Source organism: Alkalitalea saponilacus (genome assembly GCF_900168165.1).
Lineage (GTDB): Bacteria > Bacteroidota > Bacteroidia > Bacteroidales > Marinilabiliaceae > Natronoflexus > Natronoflexus saponilacus.
Map to the genome: position 1 here is coordinate 263,203 of NZ_FUYV01000003.1, position 20,051 is coordinate 283,253.

At 42.1% G+C, this 20,051-nt stretch carries 11 protein-coding genes; 9 read left to right on the plus strand and 2 right to left on the minus strand.

Features of this window, described 5'->3' with window-relative positions:
• The first annotated feature begins 493 nt into the window (after positions 1 to 493).
• Positions 494 to 5,269 carry a LamG-like jellyroll fold domain-containing protein gene (locus tag B5X70_RS04415; RefSeq protein WP_079556667.1) on the plus strand — a complete coding sequence of 1,592 codons (4,776 nt, stop codon included), beginning with the start codon at positions 494 to 496 and terminating at the stop codon, positions 5,267 to 5,269.
• Between the two features lie 124 nt (positions 5,270 to 5,393).
• Here B5X70_RS04415 and B5X70_RS04420 read toward each other — a convergent pair whose 3' ends face one another.
• Positions 5,394 to 7,181 (minus strand): chloride channel protein, encoded by a 1,788-nt coding sequence (locus B5X70_RS04420; protein ID WP_079556668.1) that lies wholly within the window; start codon positions 7,179 to 7,181, stop codon positions 5,394 to 5,396.
• A 58-nt stretch (positions 7,182 to 7,239) separates the two neighbouring features.
• Between B5X70_RS04420 and B5X70_RS04425 the strand changes: the two genes are divergently transcribed.
• Positions 7,240 to 7,623 (plus strand): co-chaperone GroES, encoded by a 384-nt coding sequence (locus tag B5X70_RS04425; RefSeq protein ID WP_079556669.1) that lies wholly within the window; start codon positions 7,240 to 7,242, stop codon positions 7,621 to 7,623.
• A gap of 109 nt (positions 7,624 to 7,732) precedes the next feature.
• Here B5X70_RS04425 and B5X70_RS04430 read toward each other — a convergent pair whose 3' ends face one another.
• Positions 7,733 to 8,542, minus strand: a complete 810-nt coding sequence (locus B5X70_RS04430; protein WP_079556670.1) for a hypothetical protein — start codon at positions 8,540 to 8,542, stop codon at positions 7,733 to 7,735.
• A gap of 285 nt (positions 8,543 to 8,827) precedes the next feature.
• Between B5X70_RS04430 and B5X70_RS04435 the strand changes: the two genes are divergently transcribed.
• The 7 genes from B5X70_RS04435 to B5X70_RS04465 all read left to right on the plus strand — a co-directional run bounded on the left by B5X70_RS04435 (position 8,828) and on the right by B5X70_RS04465 (position 19,669).
• A complete protein-coding gene (locus B5X70_RS04435) occupies positions 8,828 to 11,230 on the plus strand; it encodes a TonB-dependent receptor (RefSeq protein ID WP_079556671.1) in 2,403 nt (800 codons plus the stop codon).
• Between the two features lie 63 nt (positions 11,231 to 11,293).
• The gene (locus B5X70_RS04440) at positions 11,294 to 12,229 is read left to right on the plus strand and encodes an NAD(P)H-dependent flavin oxidoreductase (protein ID WP_079556672.1); all 936 of its coding nucleotides are present in this window, start codon (positions 11,294 to 11,296) and stop codon (positions 12,227 to 12,229) included.
• Between the two features lie 140 nt (positions 12,230 to 12,369).
• Complete coding sequence (locus tag B5X70_RS04445) at positions 12,370 to 13,611, plus strand: M16 family metallopeptidase (protein ID WP_079556673.1); 1,242 nt, start codon at positions 12,370 to 12,372, stop codon at positions 13,609 to 13,611.
• A gap of 57 nt (positions 13,612 to 13,668) precedes the next feature.
• Positions 13,669 to 14,955, plus strand: a complete 1,287-nt coding sequence (locus B5X70_RS04450; RefSeq protein WP_079556674.1) for a M16 family metallopeptidase — start codon at positions 13,669 to 13,671, stop codon at positions 14,953 to 14,955.
• 106 nt (positions 14,956 to 15,061) lie between these two features.
• Complete coding sequence (locus B5X70_RS04455; RefSeq protein WP_079556675.1) at positions 15,062 to 17,290, plus strand: RelA/SpoT family protein; 2,229 nt, start codon at positions 15,062 to 15,064, stop codon at positions 17,288 to 17,290.
• A 442-nt stretch (positions 17,291 to 17,732) separates the two neighbouring features.
• On the plus strand, positions 17,733 to 18,185 hold the full coding sequence (locus tag B5X70_RS04460) for a Fur family transcriptional regulator (RefSeq protein ID WP_079556676.1): 453 nt from the start codon (positions 17,733 to 17,735) through the stop codon (positions 18,183 to 18,185).
• A gap of 224 nt (positions 18,186 to 18,409) precedes the next feature.
• Positions 18,410 to 19,669 (plus strand): adenylosuccinate synthase, encoded by a 1,260-nt coding sequence (locus B5X70_RS04465; protein WP_079556677.1) that lies wholly within the window; start codon positions 18,410 to 18,412, stop codon positions 19,667 to 19,669.
• The last annotated feature ends 382 nt before the right edge of the window (positions 19,670 to 20,051 follow it).

Genomic DNA, 20,051 nt, shown 5'->3' on the forward strand with positions numbered 1-20,051 from the left:
GCCTCTGATTAAGGTATCCTTTGAATCCGTGAATATTTAAAGTAGTTTATTTGGTGTTTTCACTCGTCAATTAAGTAGAGTGAGAATTGTTTTATATGGCAAATGTAATGATTTTACAAATTATTAGCAATTTCTGTTCGTTTGTACGCAATTGAATATTTCTGGTTTTTTAGTTGGGTTCAGACTTGTGTTTATCTAAAAAAAGCAGGTGTTGGTCAAAACTTCTATTGGAGCTGAATATAGCTTTTTATTTGTGTTTAAGTGGCTTTATTACTTTGAGTTACGTTTGTTGTTATATTATAGGTTTGGTTTTGTATGGCGCTAGAAATTAGAGGCTTATATATTTGTTTGTAATGATATTGTTAAAGAACAGTGTGGTGTCTTTTGCAGTTTATTATCTTATTAAATCTAAATTAATGCATAATCATAGAGATTTACTTAATTTTTACATGCATATTTCATTGGAATTCAATTTTTTAAAACTAAAACTATTATGAAAATATCACTACTAATTTTTGTCAATATTGTTCTTTTGAATTTTTCATTGTTGGGACAGCTGACTGATCGAGGGCTAATAGCCCACTACAGTTTCGAAACCGATGCCAGCAATCAGGTGAGTGACGCGTTTGATCTTACCCCAATTGCGCATACAGGCAGCAATTTACCAACTTACAACTCCGCCGATGGAAGAAGCTTTGTAAGCACAGATGGGACCAATAGCCTTTTCAACGAGAGCGAATTGGCTAACTTTCTTCAAAATGCGCACGATAAATCTTTTTCCATCAGTTTCTGGATGCGATCCAATAATTTAGCACCTTCTACTCCTCCAACCAGAACGTATCTTGAAGCTTTCAGAAGCTTGTATATTAGAAGATCGAATACTGAATTTGGCGTAGGAGTGGGTTCTGAGTGGCGAAACATAGAATCCACCGTATCGGCAAATGGATTTGTATGGCGCCATTATGCCATAGTCTTCGATGCCAACAAGGGTTCGCTCAGGGGCTATATCAATAATGTCCTCATTGGTGAAGATTTTTTTGGCGTAGCACCTGCCGAAATTTTTCAGCATGGAGATAAGTTTTCCATCGCTTCAAGATATAATGAATTTGGAAATTCAACGGACCGCTTAGCAGCCGATTTTTCAGATATGTATCTTTACAATCGTGCACTAACCCCTTCGGATATCGAATCCTTGTATAACAATGAAAGTCCCATAGAGCATACCTTATCCAAGGATGACCTTTTGGCACATTATAACTTTGAAACGGACGGCAGCAACAACTTTTCCGGCAATTTTCACCTGACACCCCATGGTACTACACCCACAATAAATAGCGGAGGCGTAGTAGGAAATGCCGTTGAATTTAATGGTTTTGGGGCATTTTTTAATGATAATGAGTTTGGCGATTTTTACAGCAATGCAACCAACAAGAGCATATCGGTGAGTTTTTGGGTAAAACTATTTCCCGATCAAAACAACACCACAACCAACACCTACGCCGAGATGTTTGAAAGCCTCTTTTTTAGAGGAACAGAGCGCGCCCGTGCGGGGTATAAGCCGGTGGATGGGAATTGGCAACAAACTCAGACGCAGCCATTACCAACCCCTTATAAATTTGAACACATTGTTTTTGTCTTGGATCTACCGTCCACAGGGATGGGGAGCATGAAGCTTTACCGCAACAATGTTCTGGAATGGAATACAACACCCCCCAATACAAATCCCATTGAAATATTTAACAATGCTTTTGTAGTGGGTGCCGGACAAGTAGGAGGTGTAATTAACTATGCAACAAAAGGCTTTAAAGGGCTTATTGATGAAATGTTTATATTCAACAGAACTTTAGACCATAACGATATAAACGCACTTTTCAACAAAGTAGAACCCCAAAGCACCACTTTTTATGAGCTCACCTTCTCCGACGGAGCCAATGGATCATTGGTTGCGGAAGTATCCGGTGCAGAAATAATCTCCGGAGACAATATTCAATCCGATGCCACTATAACTTTTTCAGCAACTCCCGATGCCGGATTTAAAGTAGAAGAATGGACAGTAAACGGCTCAGCTCAGGATACGCAATCCAATACTTTTGTTCTGGAAGGATTGTCGGATGCCACAAACGTAAGCGTTTCTTTCGAAGCCATACCCGCAAACAGTTCAGTGGTTGATTTTTCGGTTATAGGCGGAAGCGGCAACCTCACAGCAAGTGTTGATGGCAGCGCCATTGTGCCCGGCCAGGCTATTGCCAATGGCGAAGACATTGTTTTTACCGCAAACCCCAACAGTGAATACCGCGTAATGCATTGGTTGGTGGACGGAACCGAAGTAGTGGGTAACACCACCACTGAATACATCCTTAGCAATCTTTCAGCCAATACAATGGTTGAAGTTGAATTTGAAATCAGACCCATCGAATTCTTCGACCTGACATTCAGTGCAGGGGATAATGGTGACCTAACAGCCGTTGTTGATGGCCAGACTGTAATTAGCGGTAATGAGGTGCAAGGAGGTAAAAACATTGAGTTTACAGCTGCTCCACCAAGCGGCTTTAAGGTATTAAGATGGTCGCTCAACGGTCAGGTTTTAACCGGTGAAACGGGAAATACATATTTGTTGGAAGATGTGGAGGGCAATGTTCATGTTGCCGTTTCCTTCACCGAAGAATTGCTCAACACAGACGGACTTTTGGCTTTTTACGATTTCGAAAACAGCCCTGAGAACAGATTTTTAGACGATTTCCACATGAGCTATACCGGAACCGGAACACCTCAATACGTAACGGGTGCCGGAGAAGAAGGCTTAGCCATTAAATTTGATGGCACTAATGCGCTTATCAACGAAGATGAGCTTCATGATTATTTCAATGCTGCTACCGACAAGTCTATTTCCATATCTTTTTGGGCAAAAGCAGACCAAGCCATTAGTTTAGCAGAAACCACTCTTTACGATGCGTTTAACGGTTTTTATGCTGACGGAGCTTGGCCAAGCTTTAGGGTTTCTGCAGTAGACAACCAGGCACAAGGCATTGCAAGCAATTTCCCGGTTGATCTGGATACATGGAGGCATTTTACCATAGCTTATAATGCCAATACATCCAAACTTACATTATACAGAAATGGCGCTTTCTTTGTTGAAATCACTACGGATGCAGGGGGCAATCTTATTCTATACAACACCTTATTCACAATAGGGGTGGGTGTTACCTCAGGCATTATTGATTGGGCAAACAAAAACTTCCCGGGCGCCATTGACGATTTTTATGTATTCAACCGGGCTCTTACCAGTGCCGATGCAATGGATTTGTTTAACAGAAAAACACCCAGAGTAAATCATACAATAGCGTATAATGTAACAGCCGGTTCAGGCGAACTCAGCGCTTTCGTGGACAATCTTACTTTCGAAAGCGGCTATGAAGCCCTCACCGGCGAAACCATTACTTTTGAAGCAAGCCCTGATGCAGGTTTCAAGGTAGAACAATGGATACTAAACGGGCAGGTATTACCCACCCAAAACAATACCCTTATTATTGACGAGCTTAGCGAGGATATTACACTATCTGTTTCCTTCGAAAGCATTCCTGCCAACGCCTACCTGATTGATTTTGCCGTTGCAGGAAGCAATGGTGCAATTTCAGCTGAAGTGGATGGTACAGCCATAGTACCCGGTCAAGCAGTCGCTGACGATAAAAATGTGGTATTTACCGCTACCCCTGATATGGACTACGAGGTTTTAGCGTGGTATGTTGATGGAGTGCAAGTTGCCGGACAAACCGGTACCGAATATATTCTCTTAGGCTTTTCTGCAAATGTTTTGGTAGAAGTAGCCTTTAAACCCATTGGCTTTGTCGTTGAGTTTAACACCACAGGCAATGGAAGTATATCAGCAGAAGTTAACTCCGTGATTATTAATAGTGGAGATGTAACAGCTATTGGTGAGAGTATTGTTTTTACCGCTTCTCCCAATGCCGGTTTTATGCTGGCAAGATGGTCGGTAAACGGACATGTGGTTGCAGGGGAAGAATCTGCTACTTTCACCTATACCAACATACAAGAAAACACCACTGTAAGCGCCTCATTTGTTGCATCACCTATGAACAATGATGGATTGGTCGCGTACTATAATTTTGAAGAAACGCCTCAAAACGTCATATCTGATAATTTCCACATGTCTTATATAGGTACTGTAAATCCCGTCTATGTGCCAGGTGTTAATGGAGAAGGAAAAGCTATTAAGTTCAACGGAGCCAATGCTTTGGAAAACGATACCGAACTACGCAACTTCTTTGATAATTCCACAAACAAATCCATGACTGTCTCCTATTGGGTAAAAACCGATGGGAATGTGATACCTACAACAGGTTTCAGAACCATGTTCGAGGCTTTTACTGGTCTTATAGCCAGAGACCGATCGCTGAGAGTCTGGGCAAATACAACCACATTTGACGATATAAACAGCGGAGTAAATGTTGATGACGGAAACTGGCGACACATTACCGTGGCATTTAATTCAGGAACATCCAAGCTTGCCTTATATGTCAATGGGAATTTGCATCAGGAAATAAATACTGCCGGGCATCAACTCACCTTCTCAAACAATAAGTTTCTTATTGGAGTGGGAATGAACAGTGGGATAAACTTCGGTACCAGCTCATTTGCAGGCACTTTTGATGATTTCTACATTTATAACAAAGCCCTTACAGCCGCAGAGGTTTTAGAGTTGTACCAAGGCTGGGAGATGCCCGAAAAGCGAACCGTTACCTTTGCAGTAAATGGAAGCAATGGCGAACTTGATGCCACAGTAAACGGACAAAGTTTCGATAGCGGATACGAAGTGTTCGAAGGTGAAACTCTTGTATTTTATGCCACTCCGGATCCGGGATATAGAGTAAGCCAGTGGTCTGTTAATGGCATTCCTGTAATTGAAGCTTCAGGTAACACTTTAAACATCCCTGAATTAAACTCTGATATTTTGGTTTCTGTATCTTTTACTGAAGATATCTCTGTTTCAATTCATGAATCATTTACTAATGAAAAGTACTCTTTGGTTTTATATCCAAACCCTGCTAACAATTATATTTTAGTTAGCGCATCAGCCTCAATTAGTAATTATGTAATCTATGATGTTTTCGGGATGATAATCGATTCGGGCAATGGTTACGATAACGATGTATTAAAAATTAACACCTCTAATTTAACCAATGGATTATACGTAATTAAAATAACATCATCCAATAAAGCTATTACTGACAGGTTTGTGATAAAAAGATAGATTCTGGTCAATATTGCAGTTTAGATTGATGTTTTCTTAGTTTTCTATTAAATCAATTGTTCGTAGCAGTTTTTTTAGGAAAAGAAAGGTGCTGTAAATGTTTTGCAGCATCTTTCTGAGTTTACTAATCATCCGAAAAATGTATTAACACTCTGCGATAAGCAGAGAAAATCTTCGATTTTGAGACAAATCCAATGTATTTGTCATCTTCAATTACGGGAAGGTTCCAGGCTCCGGTGTCCTCAAATTTTTTCATCACATCATCCATAAGGTCTGTGGTTTGAATAAAAGCGGGTGGCACAGTCATCAGTTGTTGAACTGTGGTGGATTGATAAAGTTCGTTTTTAAACATGATTTCCCTAATGTCTTCCAAAGTAACAACTCCAATCAATCGTTTTTCTTTATCCAGCACAGGAAACAGATTTCTTTTGGCTTTGGCGATGGTTTTTACCAATTCCCCCAGGGTGTGGTCGGCTTTAACAGCCAGAAAATCCCTTTCAATGACTTTATTCAGCCGCATCAGTGTTAGTACCGCCTTGTCCTTATGGTGGGTGATTAGCTCTCCTCGCCTCGCCAGTCGTTTGGTATAGATGGTGTGTGGCTCAAAATATTTATTGGTTAAAAACGAAATGGCCGAAACAGTAATCAGGGGTATGAAAAGTGCATACCCGTTGGTGATTTCTGCAATGAGGAAGATGGCGGTGAGAGGTGCATGCATCACACCCGACATCAATGCGGCCATTCCAACAAGAGTGAAATGAGAAACGGGTAAGTCGGCACCCAATTCGTTCATTAGAAGTGCCAGGAAGTAGCCTGTAACACCGCCCAAAAACAGCGTGGGAGCAAATATTCCACCAACGCCACCACTGGCGTTGGTTAGTGTGGATGCCACCACTTTAAAAAGTATAATCAACACTAAAAAGGCCAGTATGGCAATGTTGTTGCTTCTGAAGGTATAGAAAATGCTGTTTTCCACTATGGCAGAAGAGTCGTCGGATAGCATGGCGGTGATGGTATCGTATCCTTCGCCATATAGCGGGGGAAACAGGAATATAAGCACACTGAGTACAAATCCGCCGGCCAGCCATTTATAGTATGGATTTGTAATTTTTCCCATTCTCTTTTCTAGTTTGAGTGTTCCCCAGGTCATATATTGAGAAACCACTCCGCCAACAACACCAAGAAGAATATAAAAAGGGAGATTGTTGAGTTCAAATGGAGCTTCCAGCAGGAACGTAAATTCTGCACCTTCACCCAAAAAGAAATAGGCAACGGAGGCCGCTACCACGGCTGACAGAAGCAATGGTACAACGGACGATGCTGTTAAGCCCAGCATCAGCACTTCCATGGTAAACATGAGGCCGGCAATGGGGGCCTTAAAAATTCCGGCTATGGCACCGGCAGCACCACATCCTATAAGCAGGGTGACGGTTTTGTAGTTCATCATGAAGAGGCGTCCCAGCGATGAACCTATTGATGAGCCGGTAAGTACAATGGGTGCCTCAGCTCCAACAGAACCTCCAAATCCGATGGTAAAGGTACTGGCTATGATGGATGTGAACGAATTGTGTGCCTTCAGGTTACTTTCTTTCTTTGAGATGGCATACAAAATTCGGGTCACACCATGACTGATGTCGTCTTTTACAATGTAACGGACAAATATCATGGTAATAAATATCCCAATCATTGGATATAAAAGATACATGTAGTTCCAGTCGGTGAGGTCAAAACCCTTCGTAAGCAGGTCATGCATGAAATGAATGGCATTTTTCAGTATCACTGCTGCCAGACCACTGAACAGACCAACCAGCATGGCAAGTATAAGCACAAAGTTTTGTTGGGAGATGTTCCGAACACGCCAGATAAGAAACTGACCAAAGAGTTTTGATATTTTTTCAGTGAGAAATTGCATAGCTCCAATTTGGGCTGCGAATTTAGACCTTATTCTATATATTTGCAAAAAAAAAGATATGTCATTAGGGATAGAAGGAAAAGATTTAGAGAATTTTATCATGGTGGGCGACCGGGTTTTAATTAAACCTAGGTCACCTCAAAACAAAACCAAGTCTGGTTTGTATTTGCCTCCCAATATTCAGGAAAAGGAGAAGGTGTTATCAGGTTATGTAGTGAAAGTGGGGCCGGGGTATCCCATCCCCGCCATTGCCGAAGCCGATGAACCCTGGAAATCTAAAGGGGATGATGTAAAATACGTTCCACTTCAGCCAATGGAAGGGGATTTGGCTGTTTATATGCAAAACAGTGCCATCGAAATTGAATTTAAAAACGAGAAGTATGTCATCGTGCCTCATTCCGCTATCTTGATGTTAATCAGGGATGAAGGGTTTTTTGATTAGCACACAAGTGTCAACTTAACCGTTAAGCTTCGGGTAAACCTAGTGCGCATGGAGGTTCACACTTGGGGGTTAGGAGCGATCGAGGGGCCACTTCGGATTTGACTTAACTCTATCGTCTTGTTAACAACATCCCTTTTATTTGTGTTTGACGAATGATGGTATCTTCCGGAATTGATAACCCGGAGTTGTTTCTGGTAAAAGTGTGTCCCTGAATCATTTTATCGTATGGCAGTAAAACAAGGAGATCCTGCTCCTTGTTTTGTTTAATTTCGTATAATCCGGTCTCCCTTCTTATTGATTCCCCATAACCTTCAATTTTTCCCGTGTATAAAATATATTTCATATTAATGGGGTCTAAATGAAGATTCATGCGGATGCCTTCGCCATCGGTATGCGGATATTTTCCGGTATAATGAACCGGGTATTCGCGGGCTACAATTTCGGGATGTTCAATGCCAAAAGCTGCTCTTCTCGACATCACTTCTGATGGAAGAACCGGCGCGCTTTCTGATGAGGTGAATACTTCACGCAATCCGGGATAAACCAGTTCGGCATAAACCCTGTTGTGGTTGGTGTCGAACATGATGATGCCGAGTGCCTGGATGGCATCGTCAGGCAAAACACCTATTGAGTATATGACGCGGTCTTTTTTCAGAGCCGATGCGTCCTGCATCAGGAAAAGAAATTCCATATATTTTTCATCACCCATCATTTTGGTCATGAAATATTCCACTTCAGGCATTGTCCATAGGCCGGTTGAACATGGCTTTCTTCCCACCAAACTGTCCAGTTCAGTCAATGAAAATGTAACCGGGTTTTGCACCACAGCAGTGCTGGATTCTTCTTTTTGACTTGTTGACAAGCAGGATGATAGCAGGATTAAGGTTAGTAACGAAATTTGAAATAGCATTCGCTTCATGTGTTGTGTTTTGTTTTATTGGGATTCCCTATGCTTCGGGATAAAATCCATTAATTGTCGTGCTCGTGTGGGCTAGAGTTATAAAAGAGGGTGTTTCGTATGAAAAATACATTGTTTAATTTAGTGGCGTTAGCCCTGACCATCTTCGTAACAACTTTTCTATTAATTTACCAACCGGATGTGAAAACTGCAAGTAATATGCCAAAGATGTTGTTTTTTTGCATTTGAACTTAATGATTTTCGTTTTGTTTAACAACAAAACGAAATTTGCTAAACAATAAACTTATGAAGAGATATCATACCACATTCCTTTTGGCTTTTATATTGGCTTTCAGCTACTCATCAGCTCAACAAACCACCACGCTTACAGGGGTCATAAAGGATGCCAATACCAATGAATTACTGCCTTTCACCAATATCATCATATTTAATACAACAACCGGGACTTCCAGTAATGAGGATGGGCGTTTTGAATTTACGGGATTGAATGTGGGTTTTGTGCGTCTTCAGGTTTCGAGTTTGGGCTACGAACCATTTATTTCGGAGGAGATATTGCTTTCGGCGATGAGACCAAACTACGTTGAAATTGCGTTAACACCTACAACTACTTCACTGGAGGAGGTAAGAGTGGTTGCCAGTCCGTTTGCCCAAAGAATTGAGAGTCCTTTGTCGCTTCAGCGCATCGGGCTCGATGTAATTGAAAGAAGTGCAGGCGCCAGTCGTGATTTTTCAAAAGTATTACAGAGTTTTCCCGGGGTGGGGAGCACCACCTCTTTTCGAAACGAGCTGATTGTGCGTGGCGGGGGGCCGGCTGAAAATCGCTTTTACCTGGATGGCATTGAGATTCCTGTGCTGAATCATTTCTCAACTCAGGGTGCATCCGGGGGGCCGGTTGGAATTCTAAATGTGGATTTTATCAGAGAGGTTGACTTTTACAGCAGTGCGTTTCCGGCCTCAAGAGGCAACGCTTTGAGTTCGGTTTTCGAATTCCGACAGATTGACCCCAATCCAGAGAGACCTGCTTTTAAGGCTACAGTAGGTGCTTCGGAGCTCTCATTGTCTGTTAATACACCAATTACAGAAAACACCTCAGGGTTGTTTTCTGTGCGTCGTTCCTATCTGCAGTTTCTGTTCGACCAATTGGGCTTGCCATTTCTTCCCACGTTTAACGATTTTCAGTTTGTAACCAAAACTAAACTCAACAGGCGCGATGAAATTACATTCCTGGGAGTGGGTGCATTGGACCAATTTAGATTGAACTCTTCACCGGACGACACAGAAGAGAACCGTTACATTTTAAGTTATCTGCCGGTTAATGAGCAGTGGAATTACACGCTGGGTGCTTCATATCGTCGGTTTATCGGTAGTAACAATTTTTTAGTCGCGCTCAGTCGGAACCATTTAAACAACACCATTTTTAAATATGCTGATAATGATGACAGTTCCCCGGATAACCTCTTAAACGATTATGTTTCCGATGAGATTGAGAATAAATTAAGATTTGAGTTTGTGGCAAACCCGGGTGAATACCGTTTGAGTGCAGGTTTTAACCTTGAACATGCTAATTATTATAACCGCACCACCAACCGCATTTTTGTAAACGATGTTTCTCGTTTAATTGATTATGAAACGAATCTGGACTTGTTTAAATATGGGGTTTTCGGGTCGGTTTCACGACGGATGTTAGAAGAGCGTTTACGTCTCTCGGGAGGGGTAAGAGTTGATGCCAACTCTTTCAGCAGTTCCATGCGAAATCCGTTGGATCAGATAAGCCCCCGCGCATCTGCTTCTTACGCTTTCCTACCTGAGTTTTTGGTCAATGCTTCTGTTGGCAGGTATTATCAGCTGCCACCATACACCACACTTGGGTTTCGTGATGAGAACGGGGTGTTACAAAACCGTTTCAACAATCTGAAGTATATCCGTGCCGACCATTTTGTTGCCGGTTTTGAATATAGAATAAACAGCAACACACGAGCCACCATCGAAGGTTTCAGAAAAAGATATGCCGATTATCCATTGTCGGTTAACGAAGGCATTTCGCTAGCCAGTAAGGGAGCCGATTTTGGCGTATTGGGTGATGAGGAGGTAACTCCTGATAGTAAAGGACGTGCCTATGGCGCTGAATTTTTAATTCAGCGTCGTTCTCCAGAAGGGTTAAGCTATATTTTGGCCTACACCTGGGTGAACAGTGAGTTTACCGATGCCTCAGGTGATTATGTTGCATCGTCCTGGGACAGTGGCCATCTTCTCACCTTAACCGTTAATAAAAACTTTAACCGCAATTGGGATGCCGGCCTCAAGTGGCGTTACATTGGGGCATTGCCTTATACCCCTTTTGACCGGAACACTTCTGAACTCGTGGAAGCATGGGATGTAAGAGGAAGAGAATACCTGGATTTCTCAAGATTTAATCAGGAGAGATTGGATCCGTTTCATCAACTTGATTTACGGGTGGATAAAACCTTCTTTTTCGAACGTTTCTCTTTAGGTTTGTATCTGGATATTCAAAATGTGTATAATTTCCAGAGCAGAAACCCTGCACGTTTGGTTCAGGCACTGGATGAAAATGATTCACCAATCATTTTCACTGCCGAAAATGACTCCCGCCCAAGATATGAATTGAGAGAGCTAAGGACCTCTTCTGGAACGGTTTTGCCGTCTATTGGGGTAATCCTTGAGTTTTAAGTCCTCAATCGTTCTACATTGTCTTAATTAACTCTATCTTTGTAGGTTCAAAATACAATTAAAATGCAAAAAAGCAGGATAACTGAACTTTTCAATATAGAGTATCCCGTGATTCAGGGAGGAATGGTCTGGTGCAGTGGATGGAAACTGGCATCAGCAGTAAGTAATTGCGGTGGTTTGGGATTGTTGGGGGCAGGAAGTATGTATCCCGATGTGCTTCAGCATCACATTCGTCAGATGAAACAGGCAACTTCAAACCCCTGGGGGGTCAATGTTCCATTGCTCTACCCCAACATTGATGAGTTGATGAATATCATTGTGGAAGAGGAGGTGAAAATAGTGTTTACCTCTGCGGGAAGTCCGGCCAAATGGACAGGCTTTCTTAAATCTCACGGAATAACGGTAGTTCATGTGATAGCCAACAGCCGTTTTGCTGCCAAATGCGAAGAAGCAGGTGTAGATGCCATTGTTGCCGAAGGATTTGAAGCAGGAGGACATAATGGGAGAGAGGAGACAACCACGCTGACCCTGATTCCTTTAATCCGCAAGGCAACATCGTTGCCTTTGATTGCCGCCGGTGGAATTGGCGCAGGAGAGCAGGTTTTAGCTGCCATGGTTCTGGGTGCCGAAGGGGTGCAGATTGGTTCCCGGTTTGCCTTATCCGCTGAATCATCGGCGCATGAGGCTTTTAAACAATATGCCATAGCCGCGAAGGAGGGTGATACCATGCTCTCATTGAAAAAGCTGGCACCAGTGAGGTTGTTGCGCAATCGTTTCTTCGAGCTTGTTCGCGAGGCAGAATTACGTGGAGCCACTCCGGAGGAGTTGTCTCAGTTATTGGGGCGTGGCAGAGCAAAGAAGGGGATGTTTGAAGGCGATTTAGATGAAGGTGAGCTGGAAATTGGCCAGGTGGCTGCGTTGGTGGATAAACTTCAAAGTGTGGCCGATATTTTTGAAGACTTAAAATCAGGTTATAACGAAGCACGGTTAAGGATTTAGTATCAAATCAACCGTTAGGCTTCGGGCAAACTTGGTGCGCTTAGAGGTTCCCCCATTGGGGTTAGGGGTGAGCGATGGAGATACTTCCAATTTGATTTGACATTGGAATAAGTAAATCATTAAAAATTAGATAAAACTCTATGATAGAAATATACAAACATCAGTTGGCAAACGGGTTAAAGATTGTGGTTCATCCAGATATCACAACACCTTTGGTAGCTGTAAACCTGCTTTACGATGTGGGTGCGAGAGATGAAGCCCCTGATAAGACAGGATTTGCACATTTGTTTGAACATCTGATGTTTGGCGGAAGTGTGAACGTACCATCCTACGATGAGCCTCTGCAAAGGGTAGGAGGTGAGAACAACGCCTGGACCAGCAATGATTTCACCAACTACTACGTGACTTTGCCGGCAGCCAATATTGAAACTGCTTTTTGGCTCGAGTCGGACAGAATGCTGGAGCTGAATTTTACCGATAAAAACCTTGAAGTGCAACGAAAGGTGGTGATTGAGGAGTTCAAACAGCGTTACCTGAACCAGCCCTATGGCGACATTCCTCTTCTTACGCGGCCTATGGCTTACAAACAGCATCCTTATCAGTGGCCAACCATTGGTAAAGACATCAGCCACATCGAAAATGCCACCATGGACGATGTCAAGAACTTCTTTTATCGTCACTATGCCCCCAATAATGCTGTGTTGTCAGTTTCAGGAAATGTGCAACCCGACAGCGTTTTTAAACTGGCCGAAAAATGGTTTGGTGACATCCCCCGCAGGGATGTTCCGGTTCGAAATATTCCGGCTGAACTCCCACAACAGGAAGCACGTTTTCTCCAAGTAAAACGTGATGTGCCGGCGCATCTGCTCAATATTCATTTTCACATCGGCGCACGGAGGGACGATGATTTCTGCATCAACGACCTGTTATCTGATATTTTATCAAATGGTCCTTCATCACGATTGATTCAATCGCTCATAAAGGATAAGCAACTGTTTTCAGATGTAAATGCTTATATTTCAGGTGATATGGATCCCGGTTTATTCGCCGTCACAGGGCGATTAATGCCGGGGATAAAAATGAAAGATGCGGAAGATGCCGTTTGGAACGAATTGCATTCGATTACTAACACTCTGGTGGATGACAGAGAGTTGCAGAAAGTTAAAAACAAGATTGAATCCAATCTTGTTTTCGCTGAAATCAGTTTTTTAAATAAGGCCATGAACATGGCGCAGTATGAATTGATGGGTGATGCGGAGAATATCAATCGTGAAATAGAGCACTACAGGGCAGTCACAGCAGAGCAGATTCAGGCAACTGCCGGTAGCGTTTTCCGAAAAGAAAACAGCTCAACCCTTCATTACCTGGCCGAAAAAGGGTGATGAGGTGGATTTAAGCTGAAATCGAAATATGCAACAAACAGACAAAAGAATTTTTATATGCACATAAAACCAGACCGGTCGAAAGGGCCGGCCTTCGAAACCATAAACCAGATCGGTTTTTTGCCGGTTGCCGGTTTGAGTTTGCCCAACGGCATTGAGGTTTCAATGATAACAGCCGGAAGCCAGGACGTGACAAAAATCGACTGGATGTTTCCGGCCGGAGCTGTGCAGGCGGGTAAACCATTATTGGCATCCACTGTTGGAAACCTGTTGATGGAAGGTACCACGAGTCGGACTTCTCAGGAGATTTCCGGTATGCTCGATTTTTATGGTGCGTACCTTAGCACCCAGACTTTTTACCACAACACGGTGGTTACACTGATTTGTCTGACCAAAGAACTTCCGGATATGTTGCCATTGGTAGAAGATATTATTAAAAATCCGGCTTTCGATAAGCGCGAAACAGATATCTATATTAATAAACGACGACAGGAGTATATTCTCGACTCAGAAAAGGTGAAGACCATTGCAGCAAGGCGGTTTCCCGAGGTTGTTTTCGGAGCAAACCATCCTTATGGAAAAACTTTGAAATTGTCTCATTTTGATGAGCTGACCCGGGATGAATTGTTTGAATTTCACAAAAATGCCTATACTCCCTTAGGATGTAGAATCATTGTATCCGGCCAACCGGGAAATGAAATCGGAGATTTGTTGGTCAAGTATTTCGGTTCCTCACAGTGGCTCCCCGGAACGGTCAATTTAAATGGTGTTGGCGAGATTGAGCCTTTGGGACAAAAGGTGCATCTCATAGAAAAGGAAGGGGCTTTGCAATCGGCTCTTCGCATAGGCCGGCCACTTTTTAATAATAATCACCCTGATTTTATTCCCCTGCAAATTGTGAATACCATTTTGGGAGGGTATTTTGGCTCGCGGCTAATGACTTCGGTTCGCGAAGAGAAAGGGCTTACCTATGGAATTGGTTCAAATATTGTAGCCTATAAAAATGGCGGGATGTGGGTTATTGGCTCAGAGGTGATGGGCGAAATGCGGCAGGCTGCCGTTGGTGCCATCATTGATGAGATGGTTCGATTAACGAAAGAACCTGTGCCTGAAAATGAATTAGAGGTTGTTAAAAATTATATGTTGGGGGAATTGATGCGCAATTTTGATGGCCCTTTTTCAACATCGGATATATTCAGATCATTGTGGGAATATGATTTGGATTTTACTTTTTATGCAAAAATGGTGGAGGAGATAACCAAAATTGATCAGCAACGTATCATGCAGTTATCCGAAAAGTATTTGAACCCCGACGACTTTTATGTCGTCGTTGCCGGAAAATAGTTGACCAAAAGTGACTAAATTGCTATTTTGAAATTCCGCTGATTGGGATTTTGTTATTCTTAATATCTAATAGTCTAAAATCTAAATAGTCTAACGATCAATCTATATGTCGGAGGAAACACTTAAACTGGAAGAGCAGGAAGCCAAGCAGGAGCTGGATGAGATTCTGAAAATTTGTAACCGTTGTCAGAAACCGGAAGATTACCGGCTTATTCAAAAGGCGTTTGAGTTGGCATTGGAGGCGCATAAGGGGGTGCGCCGAAAATCGGGTGAGTTATACATTACTCACCCCTTGGCTGTTGCGCGCATTGTTGCCGAAGAGATTGGTTTGGGGCCAAAGGGTATTTCTGCTGCCATTTTGCACGATGTGGTGGAGGATACCGATTATACTGTTGACGACATAAAAACAATTTTTGGTGATACCGTTGCCAATATTGTGGATGGCCTTACCAAACTGGAAGGTGCTTTTGATCAGACTCAATCCAAGCAGGCTGAGAATTTCCGCAAACTTCTTCTTACCATGGTTGAGGATGTTCGTGTTATTCTCATTAAACTGGCCGACCGACTTCATAACATGCGTACTCTGGACAGCATGCCGGAGCATAAAAAACTCAAAATTGCCGGGGAGACCCTGTTTATTTACGCTCCATTGGCTCATCGCTTAGGTCTTTATGCGATAAAGACTGAGCTGGAGGATTTGAGTCTTAAATATGAACATCCAGGTATATACCAGGAGATTTCTGATGACCTAAAAGAGTATCAGGAGCGAAATCTACAACTACTGAATCGTTTTTCTCTTCCGATTATTGACCGACTCAAGAAGGAGGGATATGAATTTGATATAGTAGGACGACCAAAGTCCATATTTTCAATATGGACTAAAATGCAAAAGAAACAGATTCCTTTCGAAGAGATTTATGATCTGTTGGCCTTACGCATTGTTTTTCAACCCAAACCTGCCATTCCTGAAAAATCGCAATGCTGGAATATCTATTCTTACATTACCGACTTATATAAACCGAAACCCGACCGGCTTCGCGACTGGGTAAGTGTTCCTAAGGCCAATGGTTATGAGGCGTTGCATGCCACTTTTATGGGGCCGGATGGCAAGTGGGTCGAAATACAGATTCGCAGTGCGCGTATGGATGAAATTGCTGAAAGAGGTTTTGCAGCACATTGGAAATATAAAGGGCAGAGCGACAAGGAATCAGAACTCGATAATTGGCTAAAACGCATCCGGGAGGTGCTGGAAAACCCTGATTCCGATTCGTTGGAATTTCTGGACGATTTTAAACTGAACTTGTTCAGCGCCGAAATGATGATTTTTACCCCTAAAGGGGATGTGAAGATTCTGCCGAAAGGCGCGACTACCCTTGATTTAGCTTTCGAAATTCACTCCAATATCGGCTATAAATGCATAGGTGCCAAGGTGAATTACAAATTGGTGCCATTGAGCCATGAGCTAAAAAGTGGCGATCAGGTAGAGATTCTTACTTCGGAAAAACAGACGCCAAAATATGAGTGGTTGAGTTATGTGACCACAGCCAAGGCCAAAACACGTATTAAAGATGCTTTCAAAAAAGAGCGTAAGGATATGGTTAAGCGGGGTGAAAGTGTTTTGGAAGATGCGCTTAAGAAAAAAAAGTTGACCATCAATGCCAAAATTCTGAAGAAACTTCAGAATTTTTATAACCTTCCCAACAAGGAAGAACTCTATATTAAAATCTCAAGAAATCTCATCAGACTGGATAATCTTCAAAAGATTCTCAGCGATAAAACCACCAACAAATGGGTGAGGTATTGGCGTTTATCTTTTGGGAAAACCCAAAGCGGGGTTCGCTCCGGTCGTCGCAGCACCGAGAAAGCATCTAAGCCCAACGAAATGGTGGTCTCAGATCAGATGGACGATGAAAGCTATCTTATCGCACCCTGCTGTAATCCCATTCCCGGCGATGATGTGGTAGGATATCACGACGATAAGGAGAAATTAATTCTGCACAGCCGTAAATGCCCGGTTGCCATCAGATTGATGTCAAGCCACGGTAATCGTATCGTATCAGCCAGCTGGGAGTCACATAAAATACTCTCGTTTTTGGCGGTGATCAATCTCTCCGGCATTGATCAGATTGGTATCGTCAGCAAAATTACCAAAGTCATCTCCGACGACCAGAATGTTAATATGCGTTCCATTCATTTCGACAGTCACGACGGCATTTTTGAAGGGACCATCTATCTATATATCCATAATACAGAGGATTTGAATAATCTCATATTTAATATTTCACGCATAAAAGGGGTACACAATGTATCCCGCCAGGAGAGAATTAATGCGTAGTTTTTTTTTACCACATAAGACACATAAGTTTAATGTTCGAAGTTTTAAGTTCAAAGTTGAGTCAACCTTGAACCTAAAACTTCAAACTTTTTTAAACCACAAAGATCACAGAGAAGACACAATGGACACTAAGTGATTCTTTGCGAACTTTGTGTAAACCTTTGTGAACACCGTGGTTAAATTTTCACACATTCGATCAGTAGTTCATTTACCATAACTCTTAGGGGCTAACACCCCAAATTATAAGGAGATTCGATATACCAATCTTTCAAAAAATACTCAACCATAACCCATAAACTCATAACTCGTCAACTTTAATCCACAACCCTTGTAAACTTTTTACCATGCCACCCTCCAACCGAGTAACCTTAAAAACTTATTTGCTTTCAGATATTCTGAAAAATTCCTATATTGCAGCTCTCTGTTTTTAATAGGATTAATTATGGATAAGGTTAAACCAAAAGATGCCGTAAGGCAGATTTTTACTGAATATCTTCAAAAAAACGGACACCGGAAAACACCCGAACGTTACGCTATTCTGGAGGAGATATATTCCCGTGATGGTCATTTCGACATTGAATCACTCTATATCTTTATGAAAAACAAAAACTACCGGGTGAGCCGAGCCACGCTTTATAACACCATCGATCTTTTGCTCGATTGTAAACTGGTGATTAAACACCAGTTCGGAAAGAACATTGCGCAGTTTGAAAAGGCTTTTGAATCGAAACAACATGACCATCTTATCTGTATGAAATGTGGAGGTGTTGTTGAGTTTTGTGACCCAACCGTTCAAATGGTGCTTAACAATGCTGCCAAAGTCATGAATTTTGAAGTGTCGCACCACAGTCTGTACATTTACGGTACATGTTCAGCCTGCCAGGATCAGGAGTAGTCATTTTCTTACAAAATTAAAAGCTCAAATCCTTTACAGTTGTGGAGTCAAGATGGTTTCGACAAGACAGGTTAAAAAATAAATCGATTTTTTACTCGTTATCCCATTTATAATATCTAATTTTACACATCGGAAAGTCATCCCTGAAAGGGACGGTTTTCCGATTTTTATTGTCCAAAAGTTTTCCGGCTGTTATTAACTAACAGCCCAAATAAATAGAAATAATGAAGGTAGATGTTTTATTAGGATTGCAGTGGGGCGATGAGGGAAAAGGTAAAGTGGTGGATGTTTTAACCCCAAAATATGATGTGATTACCCGTTTCCAGGGAGGCCCAAACGCCGGACATACACTGGAGTTTGATAATCAGAAGTTTGTTCTTCATAATATTCCGTCAGGAATTTTTCGTGAAGGCATTATTAATGTCATCGGAAACGGTGTGGTTTTAGATCCGGTCAGTTTTAAAAAGGAGATTGACGGGCTGTCGGCCAAAGGTTTTGATTTGACCAAAAACTTATATATTTCAAAAAAAGCACACCTGATTTTACCAACACACCGCATTTTGGATGCCGCTTCGGAAGCATCTAAAGGCGACACTAAAATTGGTTCTACCCTGAAGGGTATTGGACCCACTTATATGGATAAGACAGGTCGGAATGGTCTGAGAGTGGGAGATATTCTACACGATTTTGATAAAAAATATGCTGCCCTAAAGGAGAAACACATAAAACTGCTTGAAATGTATGATTTCGATTATAACATTGAGGAGTTTGAGGCTGGTTTAATGGAGGGCATCGAAAATATAAAGAAATTTAAGCTCATCGACAGTGAACATGAACTGAATGGGTACATCAACGAGGGGAAATCCATTCTGGCTGAAGGTGCACAGGGAACTTTGTTGGATATAGATTTTGGTTCTTATCCATTTGTTACATCTTCCAATACCGTATGTGCCGGAGCCTGCACCGGAATGGGAATTGCTCCCAACAAAATAGGCGAGGTGTTTGGAATATTCAAAGCCTACTGTACCCGTGTGGGAAGTGGCCCTTTTCCAACAGAACTGTTTGATGAGGTGGGTGAAAATCTGCGAAAAAATGGAAATGAGTTTGGTTCAACCACCGGACGTCCACGTCGCTGCGGCTGGCTTGACCTGGTTGCTCTTAAATATAGTGTAATGATTAATGGCGTGACCAAATTGATCATGATGAAAGGCGATGTGTTAAGCGATCTGGAAACCATAAAAGTGGCTACAGCCTATAAAATTGATGATGAAATTTTTGAGGAGTTCCCCTACGAACTGCCTGAAAACCTTGAACCGGTTTACACCGAATTGCCCGGCTGGAAGTGTGACCTCACCGGTGTGCGTTCCGAAAACGAATTTCCCGAGGAGTTAAATCTTTACATCGATTATTTGGAGCGTGAATTGGGAATACCTATTTCTATAGTTTCTGTGGGGCCGGATAGGGAGCAGACGATTGTTAGGTAAGGGTTGGAAGACCGGAGACCGGAGACCGGAAAGCGGAAAGCGGAAAGCGGAGTTTACGGTGACAGGGTAACAGGGTGACAAGGTAACAGGGTGTCTGGAATTAAAGCATATATGATATATAAGGGTATTGAAGAATCAGAAGGGGCATACGTGTTATGCCTCTTTTTTATTAATAAATGACCTGAAGACGTGAATAGGAATCTGTGTTATCTCTGGTTAAATTCAACCAAATAAGGTTTTTCATTGTGTTCGTTGTGCCTTTCATTGTGTCCATTGTTGTTAAAATTGACGTTTTTTTTTACCATATAAGGCATATAAGATCAATGTTTAATGTTCTAAGTTCAATGTTTTCAAACTTCAAACTTCAAACCTTAAACCTTAA